Annotated in this window: 17 protein-coding genes; 8 read left to right on the top strand and 9 right to left on the bottom strand. The window is 69.9% G+C overall.

Annotated features, from left to right (window positions below):
• Positions 1 to 32: 32 nt before the first annotated feature.
• Complete coding sequence (locus tag ABD357_RS39155) at positions 33 to 3,338, bottom strand: AfsR/SARP family transcriptional regulator (protein WP_344396160.1); 3,306 nt, start codon at positions 3,336 to 3,338, stop codon at positions 33 to 35.
• Positions 3,339 to 3,500: 162 nt separating this feature from the next.
• On the opposite strand from ABD357_RS39155, the gene ABD357_RS39150 reads away from it, so the two are divergent.
• Entirely contained in the window at positions 3,501 to 4,301 is an 801-nt protein-coding gene (locus ABD357_RS39150) for a site-2 protease family protein (RefSeq protein ID WP_344396159.1), read from the top strand.
• 3 nt (positions 4,302 to 4,304) lie between these two features.
• Here ABD357_RS39150 and ABD357_RS39145 read toward each other — a convergent pair whose 3' ends face one another.
• The 4 genes from ABD357_RS39145 to panB all read right to left on the bottom strand — a co-directional run bounded on the left by ABD357_RS39145 (position 4,305) and on the right by panB (position 7,874).
• Positions 4,305 to 4,487: a hypothetical protein gene (locus tag ABD357_RS39145; RefSeq protein ID WP_344396158.1), complete on the bottom strand. Its 183-nt coding sequence runs from the start codon at positions 4,485 to 4,487 to the stop codon at positions 4,305 to 4,307.
• Between the two features lie 77 nt (positions 4,488 to 4,564).
• Positions 4,565 to 5,281 (bottom strand): NADPH-dependent F420 reductase, encoded by a 717-nt coding sequence (npdG, locus tag ABD357_RS39140; RefSeq protein ID WP_344396157.1) that lies wholly within the window; start codon positions 5,279 to 5,281, stop codon positions 4,565 to 4,567.
• Between the two features lie 9 nt (positions 5,282 to 5,290).
• On the bottom strand, positions 5,291 to 6,400 hold the full coding sequence (locus ABD357_RS39135; RefSeq protein WP_344396156.1) for a sialidase family protein: 1,110 nt from the start codon (positions 6,398 to 6,400) through the stop codon (positions 5,291 to 5,293).
• A gap of 610 nt (positions 6,401 to 7,010) precedes the next feature.
• Positions 7,011 to 7,874: a 3-methyl-2-oxobutanoate hydroxymethyltransferase gene (gene panB, locus ABD357_RS39130; RefSeq protein WP_344396155.1), complete on the bottom strand. Its 864-nt coding sequence runs from the start codon at positions 7,872 to 7,874 to the stop codon at positions 7,011 to 7,013.
• Between the two features lie 210 nt (positions 7,875 to 8,084).
• On the opposite strand from panB, the gene ABD357_RS39125 reads away from it, so the two are divergent.
• The 4 genes from ABD357_RS39125 to ABD357_RS39110 all read left to right on the top strand — a co-directional run bounded on the left by ABD357_RS39125 (position 8,085) and on the right by ABD357_RS39110 (position 12,935).
• Positions 8,085 to 9,677, top strand: coding sequence for an MFS transporter (locus tag ABD357_RS39125; RefSeq protein WP_344396154.1), 1,593 nt, complete (start codon positions 8,085 to 8,087; stop codon positions 9,675 to 9,677).
• 42 nt (positions 9,678 to 9,719) lie between these two features.
• Positions 9,720 to 10,340 (top strand): TetR/AcrR family transcriptional regulator, encoded by a 621-nt coding sequence (locus ABD357_RS39120; RefSeq protein WP_425585194.1) that lies wholly within the window; start codon positions 9,720 to 9,722, stop codon positions 10,338 to 10,340.
• Positions 10,341 to 10,584: 244 nt separating this feature from the next.
• On the top strand, positions 10,585 to 11,622 hold the full coding sequence (locus ABD357_RS39115; protein WP_344396150.1) for an endonuclease/exonuclease/phosphatase family protein: 1,038 nt from the start codon (positions 10,585 to 10,587) through the stop codon (positions 11,620 to 11,622).
• Positions 11,623 to 11,711: 89 nt separating this feature from the next.
• Entirely contained in the window at positions 11,712 to 12,935 is a 1,224-nt protein-coding gene (locus ABD357_RS39110; RefSeq protein ID WP_344396149.1) for an MFS transporter, read from the top strand.
• A 134-nt stretch (positions 12,936 to 13,069) separates the two neighbouring features.
• Here the strand turns inward: ABD357_RS39110 and ABD357_RS39105 are convergent, their stop codons facing one another.
• Together ABD357_RS39105 and glnA are read right to left on the bottom strand one after the other, a co-directional pair.
• The gene (locus ABD357_RS39105; protein WP_344396147.1) at positions 13,070 to 13,474 is read right to left on the bottom strand and encodes a YunG family protein; all 405 of its coding nucleotides are present in this window, start codon (positions 13,472 to 13,474) and stop codon (positions 13,070 to 13,072) included.
• A gap of 125 nt (positions 13,475 to 13,599) precedes the next feature.
• Positions 13,600 to 14,961, bottom strand: coding sequence for a type I glutamate--ammonia ligase (gene glnA / locus ABD357_RS39100; RefSeq protein ID WP_344396146.1), 1,362 nt, complete (start codon positions 14,959 to 14,961; stop codon positions 13,600 to 13,602).
• A gap of 317 nt (positions 14,962 to 15,278) precedes the next feature.
• Between glnA and ABD357_RS39095 the strand changes: the two genes are divergently transcribed.
• The 3 genes from ABD357_RS39095 to ABD357_RS39085 all read left to right on the top strand — a co-directional run bounded on the left by ABD357_RS39095 (position 15,279) and on the right by ABD357_RS39085 (position 18,471).
• A complete protein-coding gene (locus tag ABD357_RS39095) occupies positions 15,279 to 15,941 on the top strand; it encodes a thioredoxin-like domain-containing protein (protein WP_344396144.1) in 663 nt (220 codons plus the stop codon).
• A gap of 49 nt (positions 15,942 to 15,990) precedes the next feature.
• The gene (locus ABD357_RS39090; RefSeq protein WP_344396270.1) at positions 15,991 to 16,611 is read left to right on the top strand and encodes a DUF305 domain-containing protein; all 621 of its coding nucleotides are present in this window, start codon (positions 15,991 to 15,993) and stop codon (positions 16,609 to 16,611) included.
• A gap of 81 nt (positions 16,612 to 16,692) precedes the next feature.
• Complete coding sequence (locus ABD357_RS39085) at positions 16,693 to 18,471, top strand: NAD+ synthase (RefSeq protein ID WP_344396143.1); 1,779 nt, start codon at positions 16,693 to 16,695, stop codon at positions 18,469 to 18,471.
• A 103-nt stretch (positions 18,472 to 18,574) separates the two neighbouring features.
• Here ABD357_RS39085 and ABD357_RS39080 read toward each other — a convergent pair whose 3' ends face one another.
• Positions 18,575 to 19,024 carry a VOC family protein gene (locus ABD357_RS39080; RefSeq protein ID WP_344396142.1) on the bottom strand — a complete coding sequence of 150 codons (450 nt, stop codon included), beginning with the start codon at positions 19,022 to 19,024 and terminating at the stop codon, positions 18,575 to 18,577.
• A gap of 34 nt (positions 19,025 to 19,058) precedes the next feature.
• Positions 19,059 to 19,571, bottom strand: coding sequence for a pyridoxamine 5'-phosphate oxidase family protein (locus tag ABD357_RS39075; RefSeq protein WP_344396139.1), 513 nt, complete (start codon positions 19,569 to 19,571; stop codon positions 19,059 to 19,061).
• Between the last annotated feature and the right edge of the window lie 106 nt (positions 19,572 to 19,677).

Below are 19,677 nucleotides of genomic sequence, written 5' to 3'. Positions count from 1 at the left end.
CGTCGACGCACCCGGCCCCGCGTCGGTGCCCGTCAGATCAGGGCGGCGGCCTCCCTGTAGGAGAGACCGTCGCCCTCCGCGTACGCGGCCTCGAACACGTCGTCGCCCAGCACGGCGCGCGTGCGCTCCACCGCCCGCTGGTACACCTCGCGGTCCTGGAGCGAGGCGATGTGGCGGGGCGGCAGCAGCACGTCGGCGGCGCCGAGGCAGCGGGCGGCGTCGCGGGCGCGGGAGCCGCCGTCGACGTGGGCGAGGGCGTACGCGGCGGTGGTCAGATACGCGGAGCGCATCTGCGGGGCGATGGCCACGGACAGCGGGTCCTCGGCACGTTCGAGCGCCCGCCTGATCCTGTCCAGGGACTCCGCGTAGCGGCCGTCGGCAGCGTCCACCCAGGCCTCGGAACCGAGGATGTACGCATCGAAGATGACGAAGTAGGCGATCGAGAACTCCTCGCGCAGCAACCGGAGTTGCTCACGCGCCTCTGGGATCCGGTCGGTGATGCTGAGCCATCCGGCCAGGATCAGCCGGGCGAAGGGCATCGCGTGGTCGGTCGCGCCGCCGGCCCGCTCGATGACCTCGCGCAACAGGCGCTCTCCCCGCTCGGCCTCACCCGCCTCGAGCAGTGCGCCGCCGAGCCGGGCGCTGAGCACGGCCATCTGGGCACGGGCCCCGAGGCGTTCGGCACGTTCGATCGCCGCCTCGTAGTCGGCGGCGGCCCTGACGTACTCGCCCTTGCGCTCATGCGCCTCACCGCGCGCTGCGAACGCCTCGGCGGTGCCCCACAGATCGCCGAGACGGCGGTAGATCTCCAGCGACTCGTCGGCGTCGCGGGCGGCATCGCCCGCCCACTCGGTGCGGTTGGCGCGGAGATTGGCGCGCATCTGCAGATTGGCGCCCAGATCCCACTCGTATCCTGGCGTGCCACGGCAGGTGTCGATGGCCGCATCGATGATCGTCCGCACCCGCTTCATGTCACCGGTGAGCATGACGGCGAAGAACCACACGGTGCCGGGGAATCGGCTCACCTGCGGGAGTCCGGGCTCGTACGTCTGGGCGACGGCCCGCAGCTTCGTCTGCGCTTCGGGTGTCTGCCAGGCATCCAACTCGGTGTCCATGCACGCGAGATGGATCAGGTGCACATGGCGCCGGGCCTCCTCGAGGACCTCGCCTTTCCAGGGCGGCGGCGTGTCCGTGCAGCGCTCCCACAGCGGGGCGGCGGGCCGCGCGGGCTCGGTAAAGGGGTCGGGGCCGAGGGCCTGGACCTCGCGGCACCAGTTGCGGGCGACGATCCGCAGGTCACGCATCTGCCAGTACCAGGCCATCGACAGGATGAGACACAGCGCCTCCTGCTCCTCGCGTGCGGTGACGGCGTGGTGCAGGGCGACACGGATGTTCTCGCTCTCGCGCTCGAACCGCTGGATGGCGTCGCGTTGACCGGAGCCGCGCAGTAACGGTTCGGTGGTGCGCGCGAGTTCACGGAAGTACGTCAGATGCGCGCGCTCGGCCTCCGCCCGCCGCCCGGACTCGTCGAGCCGCTCGCCCGCGTACTCGGCGACCGTCTCCAGGAGCCGGTAGCGCATGTCGCCGTCGGGCGAAGGGGCCGCCACGACAAGGGACTTGTCGACGAGCGAGCCGAGCGCTTCGAGCGCTTTCGGCCCGCAGACCGCCTCCGCGGCGGCGAGGTCGCAGCCGCCGGCGAAGACGGACAGCCGCCGCAGCACGTCCCGTTCGCCCTCGTCCAGCAGCTCCCAGGACCAGTCGACGACGGCGCGGAGCGTCTGCTGGCGGGGCAGGACGGTACGACTGCCGGAGGTGAGGAGCAGGAAACGGTCGTCGAGCCGGTCGGCGATCTGCCGGGGCGTGAGCATCCGCAGCCGGGCGGCGGCGAGTTCGATGGCGAGGGGAAGACCGTCGAGGCGCCGGCAGATCTCGGCCGCCGCCTCCGGATCGTCCTCGATCCGGAATCCCGGCCGGGCGGCGGCGCCCCGGTCGGCGAGCAGCCGCAGCGCGTACGGCTCCGGCAGCGGCTCCACGGGCCGCAGCAACTCCCCTGGCACGCCGAGGGGTTCACGGCTGGTGGCGAGCACCGTCAGCTCCGGGCAGCGTTCGAGGAGTTCCTCGACGAGCCGGGCGGCAGCGTCGACGACGTGCTCGCAGTTGTCGAGGATCAGCAGCATCCGCCGCTTGCTGCAGTGCTCGGCGAGCCGCTCGACAGGGTCGTCATGCCGCTCGGATCCGGCCCGCATCGCCTCGGCCCCGGCGCCGTACAGCACGGTCTCGCGAGCCCCGACGGCGGTGAGCACGGCCTCCGGCACGGCGTCCGGGTCATCGACGGGCGCGAGCTCGGCCAGCCACACCCCTTCCCGGACGACATCCCGCACGCTCTCGGCGGCCTCCTGCGACAGCCGCGTCTTCCCCGCCCCACCGGGCCCGAGCAGGGTGACGAGCCGGGCGGTCGCGAGGTCGCCACGGATGGCTTCGATGTCGGACTCACGGCCGACGAAGGAGGTGAGGCGTGCGCGGAGGTTGCCATGGGCAGGGAGTTCGGAGGTGCGGGCGCCGAAGGCGACCGGAGCGGCGGGGGCGGATGTGGCCACGGCGGGGCTGCCCCCCACGCTCAACAACTCCCCGTGCAGCGCCCGCAGTTCCGGTCCCGGGTCCGATCCCAGCCGGTCCGCCAGGAGCTGTCGTACGTCCTCGTAGGCGGCCAGCGCCTGCGCCGTGCGGCCGGCGTCGCGCAGGGCGCGCAGGCGCAGGGCCTGGAGGGGTTCGTCCAGGGGATGGGTGTCGCACAAGGCGGTCAGCTCGGGCAGGGCCTGCTCGGCGTGGCCGAGGGCAAGGGCGGCGGTGTGCCGGGCACGGAGGGCGTCGAGCCGCCGGGCCTCCCAGCGGACCGACTCGGCGGTGCGGTCGGGGAGGTCGGTGAGGGCGGGCTCACGCCACAGGGCGAGGGCGTCGTCGAGCGCGATGGCCGCCTTGGCGGGGTCACGGTCGCCCAACGCGCGCATGCCCTCGCCGACGAGGCGCTCGAACCGGTGCAGGTCGATGTCGTCGGCGGAGGCGGCGAGCCGGTACCCGCCCTGCTCCGACACGACGGCATCCGCCCCGAGCACCCGCCTCAACCGCCCGACCAAGGCCTGCAACGCCCCTGTGGCATCGGCGGGCGGATCCCCGTCCCACACCTCGTCGACCAGCAGCCCCGCGGGCACGGTACGGCCACCCCGCAACGCCAGCACGGTCAGAAGAGCACGCAACCGCGCCCCGCCGACAGGAACGGGGCTGCCGTCGGGGCGAAGTGCCTGGGTGGTGCCGAGGATGCGATAGCGCACGGGGTCCATTGTCTCTGGTGAATTCGGTAGAGGTCACAGGGGTAAGGCGGCGCGGCGCAGCCCCATGCCCCCACCTTGTACGGAACTCACAGCCGACCGCGAGACGTTTTCCGCATACGCCCGGTACGGTCGGGCACGCCCGTTTGTACGAAACCCAGGGAGCCCGACCCCATGACCACCGCCACCACCCGCCACAGCGACCGGCGTATCAGCCCGGTCTTTCTCGGGATCATGGCCGTCATGGCGGTCACGGGCTGGGCCACCTGGACCGGTTTCGCGGATCAGCCCGGCGTCGCCGTGTTCCTGTTCGTGACCGCGGCCTGGGTCGTCTCGCTCTGTCTGCACGAGTACGCCCACGCGCGTACGGCCCTGCACAGCGGCGACATCTCCATAGGCGCGAAGGGCTACTTGACCCTCAATCCACTCGCCTACACCCACGCCCTGCTGAGCATCGTGCTGCCCGTCCTCTTCGTGATCATGGGCGGGATCGGGCTGCCCGGCGGTGCGGTCTGGATCGAGCGGAGCCGCATCCAGGGCCGCTGGAAGCACAGCCTGATCTCGGCGGCCGGCCCCCTGACGAACGTGCTGTTCGCGGTGGTCTGCACGGCCCCGTTCTGGCTGGACGCGCTCGACGGTGTGCCGGCCGACTTCCGGTTCGCCCTGGCGTTCCTGGCACTGCTCCAGGTCACGGCCGCGCTGCTGAACTTCCTGCCGGTGCCGGGACTGGACGGCTACGGCATGATCGAGCCCTGGCTGTCGTACAAGATCCGCCGCCAGGTGGAGCCGCTCGCGCCTTTCGGGCTGCTCCTCGTGATCGCCATCCTGTGGATACCAGCGGTGAACGGTGTGTTCTTCGACGTGATCGACGCGCTCCTGCGCGGCCTGGGGATCGACGAGATCAGTACGTACTGCGGTCAGAACCTCTACCGCTTCTGGACGGAGACCGACCAGTTCTGCGGCGTCGGTTCGTGACCGTCAGTTCGTGACGGAGCCGTCCCGCGCCTTGCCGCGCCGCAGGTAGTACCAGGCCATGTTGGACGCCAGACCCGCGAGCAGTACCCACACGATGCCCAGCCAGTAGCCCTTGGCGAAGGAGACGACGGCCGCGGCGACGGAGAGGACGCAGACGACGAGGGCGTAGAGGGCGAGGCGGGGCATGGGATGGGCTCCTGTCGGGGACACGGCTCTTCGGCCGGGGGACACTGCTCTTCAACCAACCAGTGTCCCCCACCCACTCATACGTCGGTGACGCGCAGGCCCGCATGGGCCTTGTAGCGGCGGTTCACCGAGATCAGGTTCGCGACGAGCGACTCGACCTGGTGAGCGTTGCGCAGCCGCCCGGAGAAGATGCCGCGCATGCCGGGTATACGGCCGGCCAGCGCCTGCACCATCTCGACGTCCGCCCGGTCCTCGCCGAGCACCATCACATCGGTGTCGATCTCCTCGACCTCCGGGTCCTGGAGCAGTACCGCGGACAGATGGTGGAAGGCGGCGGTGACGCGCGAGCCGGGAAGCAGCGCGGCGGCCTGCTCGGCGGCGCTGCCCTCCTCCGGCTTCAGCGCGTACGCACCCTTCTTGTCGAAACCGAGCGGGTTGACGCAGTCGACGACGAGCTTCCCGCTCAACTCCTCCCTGAGCGACTCCAGCGTCTTGCCGTGCCCCTCCCACGGCACCGCCACGATCACGATGTCGCTGCGCCGCGCGCACTCGGCGTTGTCGGCACCCTCGACGCCGTGCCCGAGTTCGTCCGCGGCGGACTGCGCCCGCTCCGCGGCCCGCGACCCGATGATCACCTTCTGCCCGGCCCGGGCCAGCCGGTAGGCGAGGCCCTTGCCCTGCGGTCCGGTGCCGCCGAGCACGCCCACGACGAGCCCGGACACGTCGGGCAGGTCCCAGGGGTCCTTGGCCGGGGCCTTGGCGGCTTGCTGTGCACTGTTGTCGGTAGAGGTCATGGGCCGACTTTACGTCCGTACGTCCGTGGGGAATCGCCCCACCGCCCACGTGAGGTCCGTCACGGGGACTCTGCGGAAGGTGATCGTCTCGTACGCGCTGAAGTCGCCCGTCTCGTAGAGGAGGCCGACGGTCGACGCGTCGAGGCGTACGAGATCGGAGTACGCGGCGGGCAGTCCGTCCACCGTGTGCACGGGCCGCCAGGTGACGCCGGCGTCGTGGCTGGCACGGATCGTCATGAGGGCGCGGTAGCCGGGGGCGGCGGGGCCGGAGAAGAGCAGCACATCGGGGTCGCGGAGCTGGAGAACGCTGCCCTCGCAGACCGGGGCGACCAGGCCCGCCTGCGGCCGGAAGGGCTTCACGAGGGTCTCGCCGCCGTCCGTGGAGTAGGCGTCGGCGCGGGTGCCGGGCGCTGTCGCGTCGTTACGGGTGTTGAAGTAGACGCGGCCGTCGGGGAGTTCGGCGGCGGTCGTCTCGTTCACGTTGATGTAGCCGTCGGTGTTGTCGTCGAGGTAGCCGATGTGCCAGGTCTCGCCGCGGTCGTCGCTGAGCAGACAGTGGCCGCCGTTGTACTTTCCCTCCGTGCCGTTGTCCCTGCCGGCCGGCGGGAGGGAGTGGTTCGCGGGCACGACCACCCGGCCTCCGGCGAGCTGGATCGCGTGGCCCGGTGTGGTGGCGTACCACCGCCAACTCGCCTGCTTCGTCTGTGCGGTGATGTCGCGTGGCGTCGACCAGGTGACGCCGTCGTCGTCGCTGTGCTGTACCCAGACACGACGGCCGTCGGCGGCGTTCACCTTGCCCCTTCGGATGGCGTCCTCGGTGGCGAGGGCGGCGTTGCGTACGTGGACGAGGAGGAGGCGGCCGGTGTCCAGGACGACGGGCGCGGGGTTGCCGGCCAGGTTGTCGCCGTGCTTGGCGGCGACCTCCAGTGGGCCCCAGGTCCGGCCGCCGTCCGTGGACCGCTTCAGCACGATGTCGATGTTCCCGAAGTCGTCGTGGGAGCCGACGCGGCCCTCGCACATGGCGAGCAGGGTTCCGGCCGCGGTGACGACGACGGCCGGGATCCGGAAGCTTGCGTAGCCTTCCTGGCCTGCGCGGAAGGGTACGGACGTTTCTGCCATCGGGGCCTCCACGTGTGGGGTGCTGGGCCCCCTGCCCGCGGCGGGCCAATTTGGGGTGAACGCGGCGTTACGAGTGGGCGGTTGGGGTGGGAGAGGGGTTCTTTTCCCCAAGCCCGCCCCTTCCCGAAACTGGGGCTGCGCCCCAGGCCCCGCCAGGGGGTGGGGCGTGACACTGCGTGTCGCGGCTGCGGGTGCGTTGTGGCTGGTCGCGCCCCGCGGCGGAGCCGCATATGTCACAGCCCCGCGCCCCTGAAGGGCGCGTCCCTGGAGCCGCCAGCCACCATGTGCCCGCAACTTGCCCACCGGCGGGAGGGGTCGTGGGCCGGTGCGTCGTATGCCCGTCGCTCAGGTTCTGTCTCAGGCCACCTGCGCTGTGTACCGACACCGGGCCGTATGCCCACCCTGCGACGGGCTGACGCACCGGCCCACGTCCCCGCACCCACCACGCGCCCAAGGGGCGCGGGGCTGTGACATCAGCTGCTCCGCCGCGGGGCGCGAGCAACCACAACGCACCCGCATCCAACAACGAACCTCCCTGCCCAACCGCCGGAGGCAACCGGCGGCCCGCCGACGGGGGAAGATCGGCGGGCCGCCTTGGTACCGCAGTGGCTCAGTGGACGGAGTGTTCCTCCGTCGGGAACGTTCCGCCGACGACGTCCTCGGCGAACGCCTGCGCGGCCTGCGTCATGACCGACCGGAGGTCCGCGTACTGCTTGACGAAGCGCGGCACCTTGCCGGACGTCAGGCCCAGCATGTCCGTCCAGACGAGGACCTGTGCATCGGTGTCGGGCCCGGCGCCGATGCCGATCGTCGGGATGTGGAGGACACGCGTGACCTCCGCGGCCAGCTCGGCCGGCACGAGTTCGAGGACGACCGCGAAGGCCCCGGCGTCCTGGACGGCTTTGGCGTCACGGAGGAGCTGTTGGGCGGCCTCCTCGCCGCGGCCCTGGACGCGATAGCCCATGGTGTTCACGGACTGCGGGGTCAGACCGACGTGCGCCATGACCGGGATGCCGGACTCGACCAGCAACTCGATCTGGCGGTGCGAACGTTCACCGCCCTCCAGCTTGACGGCACCGACCCCGGCCTCCTTCACCAGGCGGGTGGCCGAGCGAAGGGCCTGCACGGGGCCCTCCTGGTACGACCCGAAGGGCAGGTCGCCGACGATCAGGGCCCGCGAGGTGCCCCGTACGACCGCGGCGGAGAGCATGGTCATCTCGTCGAGCGTGACGGGCACGGTCGTCTCGTACCCGAGGTGGCAGTTGCCCGCCGAGTCGCCGACGAGCATGACCGGGATGCCGGCCTCGTCGAAGACGGACGCGGTCATCGCGTCGTACGCGGTGAGCATGGGCCACTTCTCGCCGCGCTCCTTGGCGGCGTTGAGGTCTCGGACAGTGATGCGGCGTGTGCCCTTTCCGCCGTACAGCGTCTTGCTGCTGTCGGGGCTCTTCTGGGCAGCCGAGAGCTGCGTCATCGCAACGGCTCCTTCTGTCATCTCGAGGCGCCCTGACGGCGTCCCCGGATCCCCTCCATGGTGGCACCTCGTGCCATCGAACGGCTAGTGGGCCACCACGGAACACCACTGTGATCGCTGCAACGCGCCGCAAGCTCTCCCGCGTAAGTTCTCGGTAAAGGATTTTAGATACGAGACCGTCTCGTATCGTTATTCGCTAACCTTGATGGCATGACTACTCCCGCCGCCACCGACTCCCGTGTACCGGAGGCCGTGCATCGGCGTCGCTGGATGATCCTCGGCGTGCTGATGCTCAGCCTGCTGATCGTCGTGCTCGACAACTCGATCCTGAACGTAGCGATCAAGACCATCTCGACGCCCGCACCGACCGGTCTTGGAGCCACCCAGAGCGAGCTCGAGTGGGCCATCAACGCGTACACGCTCGTCTTCGCGGGACTGCTGTTCACCGCAGGCCTCCTCGGCGACCGGCTCGGGCGCAAGAAGGTGCTGCTCGGCGGGCTCGCCGTCTTCGGCGGTGCCTCCGCGCTCGCCGCCTTCTCCGGGTCACCGGAGCAACTCATCGGGTTCCGCGCCCTGATGGGGCTCGGTGCCGCCTTCGTGATGCCCGCGACCCTCGCCGTCCTCATGAACGTCTTCGAGCGCGACGAGCAGCCGAAGGCCATCGGCATCTGGGCGGGTGGCGTCGGACTCGCCATCGCCATCGGGCCCATCACCGGAGGGGTGCTCCTCGATCACTTCTGGTGGGGGTCCGTGTTCCTCATCAACGTGCCGATCGTGATCCTCGCGCTCGGGCTGATGGTGTGGCTGGTTCCCGACTCCCGCGATCCGAAGCCCGGCCGGATCGACCCGGTGGGCGTGCTGCTGTCCGTCATCGGGCTCGTCCTGCTCGTGTACGGCATCATCAAGGGCGGCCAGCTCGCCGACTTCACCGACGCCGAGGTGCTGGCGACCATGGGCGCCGGACTCGCCGTACTCGTCGGATTCGTCTGGTACGAGAAGCGCATCGACCACCCGTCCATAGACGTCACGTACTTCAAGAACCGGGTCTTCTCGGCGGCGATCGGCGCCATAGGGCTGGTCTTCTTCGCGCTGATGGGCGTGACGTTCTTCGCGGTCTTCTACACGCAGACCGTGCGCGGCTACTCGCCTTTCCAGACCGGCCTGTTGATGCTGCCGCTGGCCGCGGCGCAGCTCACCTTCGCGCCACGGGCCCGGCTGGTCGTCGACCGCATCGGCTACCGGGCAACGACCGCCGGCGGCATGCTGCTCATCGCCGCGATGCTGGCCGCGTTCACCGTCCTCGACGCCGATACGCCGATCTGGATCCTGGAGGTCATCTTCTTCCTGATGGGCACCGGGATGGCACATGTCATGACGCCCACCAGCGTCGTGATCATGCAGACCATGCCCCGCGAGAAGGCCGGTTCCGCCTCCGCACTCAGCAACACCTTCCGCCAGGTCGGCGGCGCCCTGGGCATCGCCGTACTCGGCTCGGTCCTCTCCGCGTCGTACCGCTCGGGCATCGAGGACAAGCTCACCCTGCTGCCCGCGGACTTGCGGCACCACGCGGGCGAGTCCATCGAGGCCACCCTCGGCGCCGCCGCGAAGCTCGGACCCAAGGGCGAGGCCCTGGTCACCCCGGCGCACGACGCCTTCCTGCACGCCATGCATCTCACCGCCGTGGGCGGAGCCGGTGTCGCCCTGGTCGGAGCCGTGGTGGTGGCGCTGTTCCTGCCGGGCCGGGACCCGGCCCCGAAGGAGCCCGGGGGAGAGGAAACCGAACTGGTGGCTGCCGAGCACTGAGAGAATCGAGCCCGAACAGGGCGCTGGACGAACGGAGTTGACGTGGACCTCGCGGAGCAGGGGGCCGGACGGGGTGGGACCGTGCGGGGGCGCCCGCGCAGTGAGAGCGTGGAGCGTTCCATCATCGAGGGTGTGATCGGGCTCCTGGAGGACGGTGTCCCGCTCGCGGAGATCTCCATAGAGCGCGTCGCCCGCACCGCAGGGGTGGGCAAGGCCACCATCTACCGCCGCTGGAGCGACCGCGAGGAACTCTTCTGCGACGTCATGCGCGCCGCCGAGCAGGCCGACCCGGAGCTGCCCGGCACTTCGATGCGCGACGACCTGATCGCCCTCCTCGAGTCGATACGCAGACGCGGCCTGGCCAACAGGTCGTCGGTGCTCGTGCACAACGTCTTCGCCCAGATGAAGAGCAGCCCCAAGCTGTGGAGCGCGTACCACGCGAACGTGATCGAGCCACGGCGCCGCCTCACCCACGAGGTGGTGCGCCGCGGGCAGGAGAACGGCGAGATCCGCTCCGACGTCGATGTCGAGCTGGTCGGTGACCTGTTCAGCGGTCCCATGCTCGTACGCACCGCCATGCGCCCCGACGCCGAACTCCCCGACCACCTCGCTGAGGAGATCGTCGACACCGTTCTGGAGGGACTGCGGCCCGCCACGTCGTAAAGGCGCCACGTCGTGAAGGTGCCACGCCCAAAGGCACCAAGTCGTGAAGCCTGGCCGACCCCTGAGTGAATGTGAGGGTTTTGTCACAGACCACTGCCGCCGGGTGGACGATCGGAACTGGGCATGCAGGCAGGCACGTCATCGTGCCCGTACTGCCCTCCCCGGGGCGGCCGGAAGGAACGCGATCATCCCCTAGGGTTTTGGGTGCGGGGATGGTGTGAACGGCATGTTGTGAGGCGAGAGTATGGCGCAGGCGTACAAGACGGAGACGGGCGGCGGCGGCCAGGAGTCCGACCGCAGAGTGCCCCGGCTTCAGCGCCTGCTCGACTCCGTTCGCAGCGACCGGCGTATCTGGCGGCGCGGCATCATCCTTGCCGTGTGCGCGGTCCTCCTCGCCCTCGTGATGGTGCTGCACTCACAGATCCCGAACGCGGTCGGCAACTTCGGCTCTCTCAACGAGACGTTCCTGCCCTGGCTGGGCGTCTTCATCCCGCCGCTGCTCGGCCTCGCGCTGCTGAGGCGGTCTGCGACCGCACTGATCGCCGTGCTCGTGCCCGCGATCGTCTGGCTCAACCTCTTCAGCTCACTGATCTTCGACAAGACCGGCAGCGGCGGCGACCTCACCGTCGCCACCCACAACGTCAACGCGGACAACGCGAACCCGTCCGGCACCGCCCGCGCCGTGGCCGCCTCCGGGGCCGACGTGGTGGCCCTGGAGGAGCTGACGGAGACCGCGGTCCCGGTGTACGAGAAGGCCCTCGCCGCGACGTACAAGTACCACTCCGTGCAGGGCACCGTCGGCCTGTGGAGCAAGTACCCGCTGAGCGGTGTCAAGGCCGTCGACATCAAGCTGGGCTGGACGCGCGCCATGCGGGCGACCGTCACCGCACCCGGCGGGCAGCTCGCCGTGTACGTGGCGCACCTGCCCTCCGTACGGGTGAAGATCGAGGCCGGGTTCACCGCGCGGCAGCGCGACAAGAGCGCCGACGCGCTGGGTGCGGCCATCTCCCACGAGAAGTTGCCGAAGGCCGCCCTGCTCGGCGATCTGAACGGCACGATGAACGACCGTTCGCTCAACGCCGTCACCGCGCAGATGCGCTCCACGCAGGGCGCGGCGGGCAGCGGTTTCGGCTTCAGCTGGCCGGCGTCGTTCCCGATGGCGCGGATCGACCAGATCCTGGTGAAGGGCGTCGAACCGGTCACCTCCTGGACCCTGCCGGAGACGGGCAGTGACCATCTCCCGATCGCCGCCCGCGTGAAGCTTGCGGACACCGCCTCGTAACCCCTGGGAATACTGGGCCTGAGAGAGTTTGTTCCGTACTTGAACATACGCTTTACGGAACTTCGCTCTGCAACTCTGAAAGGCCCTCAATGCCCCTGGCACCCCTGCTCTCGCTCGCCGTGGGCGCCTTCGGTCTCGGCACCACCGAATTCGTGATGATGGGCCTGCTGCCCAACGTCGCCGATGACCTGTACATATCCATCCCCACCGCCGGGCACCTCGTCTCGGCGTACGCGCTCGGTGTCGTCGTCGGCGCCCCGCTGCTCGCCGCGGTGACGGCGAAGATGTCGCGCCGCAAGGTGCTGATCGGCCTGATGGCGCTGTTCGTCGTGGGCAACGCGCTCTCGGCGTTCGCGCCCGACCACCACTGGCTGCTCGCCGCCCGGCTGCTGAGCGGTCTGCCGCACGGCGCGTTCTTCGGTGTGGGCGCCGTCGTCGCCACCAGCCTGGTCGCGCCCGAGCGCAAGGCGCGCTCGGTCTCGCTGATGTTCCTGGGGCTGACCGTCGCGAACATCGCGGGGGTTCCCGTGGCGACCCTCATGGGCCAGCACCTCGGCTGGCGTGCCACGTTCCTCGGCGTCAGCGCGATCGGCCTCGCGGCCATCGCCTCGCTGGCCCTGCTCCTGCCGCACGACCACACGCAGACCCCCGCCACAGGACTGCGCGGCGAACTGGCCGCCCTGCGCCCGCTCCCCGTCTGGCTCGCCCTCGCGACGACGGTCGCCGGCTTCGGTGCGCTGTTCTCCGCGTACAGCTACATCACGCCGATGCTGACGGACTCCGCCGGGTACGCGGACTCCCGGGTGACGGTGCTGCTGGCGCTGTTCGGTGTCGGTGCCACCGTCGGCAACCTGCTCGGCGGGCGGCTCGCCGACCACTCCCTGCGGGGCACTCTCTTCGGCGGCCTCACGGCGCTGAGCGCGGTCCTCGCCCTGTTCCCGCTGCTGATGAGCACGCAGTGGAGTGCCGCGCTGGCGGTGCTCCTGCTCGGCACGGCCGCCTTCGTCACCGGCTCCCCGCTCCAGCTGATGGTCATGGAGAAGGCCTCCGCGGCCCCCTCCCTCGCCTCCTCCGCCAACCAGGCCGCCTTCAACCTCGCCAACGCGGGTGGCGCCCTTGTGGGCGGGGTCGCCCTGGCGGCGGGCTTCGGAGTGACGTCTCCGGCGCTCGCGGGCGCGGCGCTTGCCGTGCTGGGGCTGGGGGTTGCGGCGTTCGCGTACGCGGTGGACCGGCGCCGGGCGGTGCCGGCGGTGCACGTCAGCCGTCTGGTCGCCACGCATGTGCCGCAGCGGCGGGAAGCGGCTCGCCGCTGACCTGCCTGGATACGAGGTGTGGGCGCCCGGTGCACACCGGGCGCCCCCACCTCGCTGCAAGGGGGCGCCCTCCTCCGTACGGGCAACCACACCGGACCCGTCCGTGTCTGCCGGCCGGGCTGATCCCCGCCCTGTCAGTTGGGCTCCGGCAGACGGCCGAGGTGCTTGGTGACGCGGTCGCGCAGCAGGAGGTACTCCTTCCAGCGGCGGGGCAGAGGGCCCGGTGGGCGCTCCACGTGCCGGGCGGCGGTGACGGTCTGGCCGTGCAGGAACTGCTCGCGTGTCAGGTCGAGCTCCACACCGCTGGGCAGCCGGTTCCACCAGTGGAAGCCGTGCTGGGCTCCGTCGAGATACACCTCGCCGACCACGAGGTCGCCGCCGAAGACGTCGTTGACTATCAGGGCAGTGATGTCACAGTGACCCCAGGCCGGGTTGCCCGGCTGCCACTCGGCGCGAGCGAGGTCGTCCGGGGAACAGGTGTCGGCGGCCCAGCCGGATCTCAGGGCCTTGTCCAGATCGAGCAGGTTCCAGGGAGTCATGCCCTCCAGCATCACAGCCACCACTGACATCGGAGCAGAGGCCGGGCGAGACGCCGCAGGGGCGACGGTTCGCGAACCGTCGCCCCTGCGTGGGGTTCCAGCGAGACGCCCCGACCGACCTGCGCCTACAGAACCGGCAGGTTCTTCCGCAGCTCGAAGGCCGTGACCTCGCTGCGGTACTCCTCCCACTCCTGGCGCTTGTTGCGCAGGAAGAAGTCGAAGACGTGCTCGCCCAGGGTCTCGGCGACCAGGTCGCTGCGCTCCATCAGGGAGAGGGCCTCGCCGAGGTTCTGCGGGAGGGGTTCGATGCCCATGGCGCGGCGTTCGGCGTCCGTGAGGGCCCAGACGTCGTCCTCGGCACCCGGCGGGAGCTCGTAGCCCTCCTCGATGCCCTTGAGGCCGGCGGCCAGCAGGGCCGCGTAGGCCAGGTACGGGTTCGCGCCCGAGTCCAGGGAGCGGACCTCGACCCGCGCGGAACCGGTCTTGCCGGGCTTGTACATCGGGACGCGGACCAGGGCCGAGCGGTTGTTGTGGCCCCAGCAGATGTACGAGGGGGCCTCACCGCCGGCGCCGGCGGTGCGTGCGGCGCCGCCCCAGATGCGCTTGTACGAGTTGACCCACTGGTTCGTCACCGCCGCGATCTCCGCCGCGTGCTTCAGCAGACCCGCGATGAAGGAGCGGCCCACCTTGGAGAGCTGGTATTCCGAGCCCGACTCGTAGAACGCGTTCCGGTCGCCTTCGAAGAGCGAGAGGTGCGTGTGCATGCCGCTGCCCGGGTGCTCGGAGAACGGCTTCGGCATGAAGGTCGCCTGGACGCCCTGCTCCAGCGCCACCTGCTTCATGACCAGGCGGAACGTCATGATGTTGTCGGCCGTGGACAGCGCGTCCGCGTACCTGAGGTCGATCTCCTGCTGGCCCGGCGCGCCCTCGTGGTGCGAGAACTCGACCGAGATGCCCATCGACTCCAGCATCGTGATCGCCTGACGGCGGAAGTCCATGCCGACGTTCTGCGGGGTGTGGTCGAAGTAGCCGGAGTTGTCGGCGGGCGTCGGGCGCGAGCCGTCCAGTGGGCGGTCCTTCAGCAGGAAGAACTCGATCTCGGGGTGGGTGTAGAAGGTGAAGCCCAGGTCGGAGGTCTTGGCGAGGGCGCGCTTCAGTACGTACCGCGGGTCCGCGAAGGACGGGGAGCCGTCCGGCATGAGGATGTCGCAGAACATACGGGCCGTACCGGGGGCCTCCGCGCGCCACGGCAGGACCTGGAAGGTCGACGGGTCCGGCTTGGCGATCATGTCGGACTCGTAGACCCGGGCGAAGCCCTCGATCGCGGAGCCGTCGAAGCCGATGCCCTCGTCGAAGGCCTGCTCCAGCTCGGCCGGAGCCACGGCCACGGACTTCAGGAAGCCCAGCACGTCCGTGAACCACAGCCGTACGAACCGGATGTCGCGTTCCTCCAGCGTCCGGAGTACGAACTCCTGCTGCTTGTCCATCTTCCGCTTCCACCCATCCTTGCTGGTCAGGCCGCCTGCTCCCGCGCCAGGGAGGCGGTCGGGCACATGAGCATCCCACCACAACACCATTTCGTGCGCGTTGCGGACCTTGATCGGGCGGCCGACCTCGGTCTGAACGCCTCACGTACGGCAGGTGTCCTGCCCTGCTGCCAATAGTGCCTGCTCACCCGAGCCCCTGTAATGCCGGGGCGGGAAATGTGCGGCCGACAACCAGGGGCCCTACGTATGCCGCTTCCGGCCGGACTACGATCAACCTCACCCGACCGTCTCTCCCCCAAGGCCCCGAAGGACTCACCATGGGTTCCGCGAAGAACAAAGCGTCCGCGTCGCGCAAGGCACGCATAGAGGAGATGCGCCGCGCCGAGCAGACCCGCGAGCGCCGCAACCGGATCCTCACGATCACCGCGAGCGTGGTCATAGTCGGCGGCCTCGTGGCCGGAGGTACGTACCTCATCAACTCGCAGTCCGAGGACGACAGCAGCAGCTCGTCGGCCGGCCAGAAGGGGAAGTTCGTCACGGGCGAGGACGGCGTCAGGACCTGGAACACGAAGCTGACCCAGACCCACGTCAACGGCGACGTCAAGTACGCGATGAACCCCCCGGTGGGCGGCGACCACAACCAGGTGTGGATGAACTGCGACGGCGACGTCTACACCGAGGAGATCAAGAAGGTGAACGCCGTGCACTCCCTGGAGCACGGCGCGGTCTGGGTGACGTACAACAGCAAGGCCTCGGACGCGGACGTGAAGGCGCTCGCGGACAAGGTCGAGAAGACCCCGTACTCGCTGATGAGCCCGGTCGAGGACCAGAAGGACCCGATCATGCTCTCCGCCTGGGGCAAGCAGCGCACGGTGACGAGCGCGAGCGACCCGAATGTGAACAAGTTCTTCGAGACGTACGTACAGGGCGAGCAGACGCCGGAGAAGGGCGCCGCATGCACCGGCGGCCTCGACAAGTAGCAGCCCGTACGCAAGAAAAAGACGAAGCAAGCAGAAAGCCGTGGCAACGATGAAGCACGTCGGCTGGATCGCCGGGGCCGCCGCGGCCGTCCTCGTGGCGGCCGGCGGGATCACATACGCGATCGCCGATGGCGACTCGGGCGTACGGATCCCGGCGGCCGACTCCGCGGACGCGGGCTTCGCGCGCGACATGGCGGTCCACCACCAGCAGGCCGTCGAGATGTCGTACATCGTGCGGGACCGCACCCAGGACGAAGAGGTGCGCCGTCTCGCGTACGACATCGCGCAGACGCAGGCCAACCAGCGCGGCATGCTGATCGGCTGGCTGGACCTGTGGCAGCTGCCGAAGGTGTCCGCGGACCCGCCGATGACGTGGATGGGCATGGGCGACATGCCCTCCGGCGAGGACGGCGCGCTGATGCCCGGGATGGCGACCGACACCGAGCTGAAGTCGCTCGGGAAGGCGAGCGGCAAGGCCGCCGAGATCCGCTTCCTCCAGCTGATGTACGCCCATCACATGGGCGGTGTGCACATGGCCGAGGGCTGCGTGGAGCGGTGCGAGGTCGAGGTGGAGCGCGATCTCGCGCGGGGCATGGTCGAGGCCCAGGAGTCGGAGATGAAGCTGATGACGGACCTGCTGAAGAAACGGGGGGCGAAGCCGCCCGAGTAGCAGGGGCTGCGCCCCGTCAGTGGCGCGGGCGTGGGCTGGCCCACACCCCATCGCGTCTCTTTGACGATTACACTGGGCCGCGTGCCTCAACTACGCCTCGCCCTGAATCAGATCGACTCGACCGTCGGCGATCTCGCCGGCAACGCCGAGTCGATCGTCCGCTGGACCCGGCACTCCGCCGAGCAGGGAGCGCATCTGGTGGCGTTCCCGGAGATGGTGCTGACCGGGTATCCCGTCGAGGACCTGGCCCTGCGGCCGTCCTTCGTCGAGGCCTCTCGGGCGGCCCTGCGGGACCTCGCCGCGCGCCTCGCCGACGAGGGCTTCGGGGAGCTGCCGGTGATCGTCGGCTACCTCGACCGGTCCGAGGCCGCTCAGCCGAAGTTCGGCCAGCCGGCCGGAGCGCCGCAGAACGCCGCCGCCGTGCTGCACGGAGGCGAGGTGGCGCTCACCTTCGCCAAGCACCACCTGCCGAACTACGGCGTCTTCGACGAGTTCCGCTACTTCGTGCCCGGCGACACCCTGCCGATCGTGCGGGTCCACGGCATCGACGTGGCCCTCGCCATCTGCGAGGACCTCTGGCAGGACGGCGGGCGAGTCCCGGCCACCCGGACCGCCGGGGCCGGGCTGCTGCTCTCCGTCAACGCCTCCCCGTACGAGCGCGACAAGGACGACACCCGTCTTGAGCTGGTGCGCAAGCGGGCGCAGGAGGCCGGCTGCACGACCGCGTACCTCGCCATGATGGGCGGGCAGGACGAGCTGGTCTTCGACGGGGACTCGATCGTGGTCGACCGGGACGGTGAAGTCGTCGCGCGGGCCCCGCAGTTCGCCGAGGGCTGCGTCGTACTCGACCTCGATCTGCCGGCCGCGGCCGCCGAGCCGCTGTCCGCCCGCGGCGGAGCCGCTGATGGACGCCTCGTGGACGACGGCATGCGGATCGAGCACCTCGTCATCTCCGAGGACCCGCTGCCCGCGTACGAGCCGGCGCTCACCGGTGGATACGCGGAGCGGCTGGACGACGACGAGGAGGTGTACTCGGCGCTCGTGGTGGGCCTTCGGGCGTACGTCGCGAAGAACGGTTTCCGTTCGGTGCTGATCGGGCTCTCCGGTGGCATCGACTCCGCGCTCGTGGCCGCCATCGCCTGTGATGCGCTCGGCGCGGAGAACGTGTACGGGGTCTCGATGCCGTCCAAGTACTCCTCGGACCACTCCAAGGGGGACGCGGCCGAGCTGGCGCGGCGGACCGGGCTCAACTTCCGGACCGTACCGATCGAGCCGATGTTCGACGCGTACATGGGGTCGCTGGGGCTCACGGGTCTCGCCGAGGAGAACCTCCAGTCGCGGCTGCGCGGCACGATGCTGATGGCGATCTCCAACCAGGAGGGGCACATCGTGCTGGCGCCGGGCAACAAGTCCGAGCTGGCGGTGGGGTATTCGACGCTCTACGGCGACTCGGTGGGAGCGTACGGTCCCATCAAGGACGTCTACAAGTCCTCGGTCTTCCGGCTCGCCGCGTGGCGCAACCGTGCGGCGGCCGAGCGCGGGCAGACTCCGCCGATCCCCGAGAACTCCCTCACGAAGCCGCCGAGCGCGGAGCTGCGCCCCGGGCAGGTCGACACGGACTCGCTTCCCGACTACCCGGTCCTGGACGCGATCCTGGAGCTCTACGTCGACCGTGACACGGGCGCCGACGCGATCGTCGCGGCCGGGTTCGACCGCGATCTGGTCGTGAGGACCCTGCGCATGGTCGACGCGGCCGAGTACAAGCGCCGCCAGTACCCGCCGGGCACCAAGATCTCGGCGAAGGGCTTCGGCAAGGACCGCCGCCTGCCGATAACGAACCGCTGGCGCGAGCACGCGTAAGCGCTCCGCTGGAAGGGCGGCGACAGGCGCGCTCTCGGAGATCGTTCAGAGGGATCTCCGAGAGCGCGCCTGCCCTTCCCGCGCCTGCCCTTCCCGCGCCTGCTCAGCCCTCCCGCTGCCGCCTCTGCTCGGCCAGCAGCTCGTGCAAGGGCTCCGTGGCCCGGCGGCGGTACTCCTGGATGGACCAGCCGTTGCCGTCCGGGTCCTTGAAGCTCATGAAGGTGGCTCCGTCCTCCGGTGTGTACTGCACCGGCTCGGAGACCTCCAGGCCGCGTTCGGTCAGTTCGGCGTGGGCCGCCTTGATGTCCGTGACGCACAGCTGAAGGCCCTGGTACGAGCCCGGGGCCGGCGTCGGGCCGTCCATCGTGTCCCAGAGGGTGTCACCGAGGGCGATCGAGCAGCCGGAGCCCGGAGGCGTCAGCTGGACGATGCGCATGCCGGGCATGACTTCCTGGTCGATGTCGACATGGAAGCCGACCTTGTCCCGGTAGAAGTCCCGGGCCCGGTCGATGTCGCTGACCGGCAGTGGGATCACTTCGAGCGTGTACTCCATCACTGGTGTCCTCCAGTTCGCCCCGACGAAAGAGTCACTCGAACCGCCAGCGGGTCTGACCGAACGGCTCTCCCTTACCGAAGCCGAAAACGATCCGTGGCGCCACCGAAAAGACGAAGGCGTCGCCCGGGCCGTGGTGGAAGCGGCCGTCCCGCACCTCGAAGTGCCAGAAGCTGCCGTACTTGCGCTCCCAGGCGTCGGCCAGTTCGCGCAGCCGGCCGTCGTCCGTGACTCGGACCGCCTCGCCCTCCACGACCAGGTCGTAGCCCTTGTTCCAGGTGTTCGTGCCGGTGGTCAGCACGACGTTCGGATTCCGCTCCAGGTTTCTCGCCTTGCGCTCCTCGGACCCGGTGCAGAAGTGCAGCGCGCCGTCCGCCCACACCGCGGGCAGCGGTGTGACATGCGGCCGCCCGTCGGGCCGTACCGTCGAGATCCAGAACAGCTCGGCCTCGGAGAGCATCGCCTCGGTCTCCGACCAGGGCGGTGCGGTGGCGCCGTCGCTGCTGTACCGGGGGTCGAGTTCGGCTCGTGGTTCCGGTGATGCCATGCGGTTTCGCCTCGTCTTCTTCTCTGTGTCCTCTGTTCCGTGACTTCTCCTCAAGGACAGACTCCGCCGCCCGCCCGAACTCATCGCCCGCACTCCCGTCCGGGCG

It is taken from the genome of Streptomyces vastus (assembly GCF_039532825.1).
Lineage (GTDB): Bacteria > Actinomycetota > Actinomycetes > Streptomycetales > Streptomycetaceae > Streptomyces > Streptomyces vastus.
This window is presented reverse-complemented; position numbering and strand designations above follow the sequence as displayed.

What these genes read in the sequence shown, in the direction of transcription:
- ABD357_RS39105 (WP_344396147.1), bottom strand. Translation starts at nt 13,474, where the DNA reads ATGACTCCCTGGAACCTGCTCGATCTGGACAAGGCCCTGAGATCCGGC.
- ABD357_RS39075 (WP_344396139.1), bottom strand. Translation starts at nt 19,571, where the DNA reads ATGGCATCACCGGAACCACGAGCCGAACTCGACCCCCGGTACAGCAGC.
- ABD357_RS39155 (WP_344396160.1), bottom strand. Translation starts at nt 3,338, where the DNA reads ATGGACCCCGTGCGCTATCGCATCCTCGGCACCACCCAGGCACTTCGC.
- ABD357_RS39090 (WP_344396270.1), top strand. Translation starts at nt 15,991, where the DNA reads ATGAAGCACGTCGGCTGGATCGCCGGGGCCGCCGCGGCCGTCCTCGTG.
- ABD357_RS39150 (WP_344396159.1), top strand. Translation starts at nt 3,501, where the DNA reads ATGACCACCGCCACCACCCGCCACAGCGACCGGCGTATCAGCCCGGTC.
- ABD357_RS39145 (WP_344396158.1), bottom strand. Translation starts at nt 4,487, where the DNA reads ATGCCCCGCCTCGCCCTCTACGCCCTCGTCGTCTGCGTCCTCTCCGTC.
- ABD357_RS39080 (WP_344396142.1), bottom strand. Translation starts at nt 19,024, where the DNA reads ATGGAGTACACGCTCGAAGTGATCCCACTGCCGGTCAGCGACATCGAC.
- npdG (WP_344396157.1), bottom strand. Translation starts at nt 5,281, where the DNA reads ATGACCTCTACCGACAACAGTGCACAGCAAGCCGCCAAGGCCCCGGCC.
- panB (WP_344396155.1), bottom strand. Translation starts at nt 7,874, where the DNA reads ATGACGCAGCTCTCGGCTGCCCAGAAGAGCCCCGACAGCAGCAAGACG.
- ABD357_RS39110 (WP_344396149.1), top strand. Translation starts at nt 11,712, where the DNA reads ATGCCCCTGGCACCCCTGCTCTCGCTCGCCGTGGGCGCCTTCGGTCTC.
- ABD357_RS39125 (WP_344396154.1), top strand. Translation starts at nt 8,085, where the DNA reads ATGACTACTCCCGCCGCCACCGACTCCCGTGTACCGGAGGCCGTGCAT.
- ABD357_RS39135 (WP_344396156.1), bottom strand. Translation starts at nt 6,400, where the DNA reads ATGGCAGAAACGTCCGTACCCTTCCGCGCAGGCCAGGAAGGCTACGCA.
- ABD357_RS39115 (WP_344396150.1), top strand. Translation starts at nt 10,585, where the DNA reads ATGGCGCAGGCGTACAAGACGGAGACGGGCGGCGGCGGCCAGGAGTCC.
- ABD357_RS39095 (WP_344396144.1), top strand. Translation starts at nt 15,279, where the DNA reads ATGGGTTCCGCGAAGAACAAAGCGTCCGCGTCGCGCAAGGCACGCATA.
- glnA (WP_344396146.1), bottom strand. Translation starts at nt 14,961, where the DNA reads ATGGACAAGCAGCAGGAGTTCGTACTCCGGACGCTGGAGGAACGCGAC.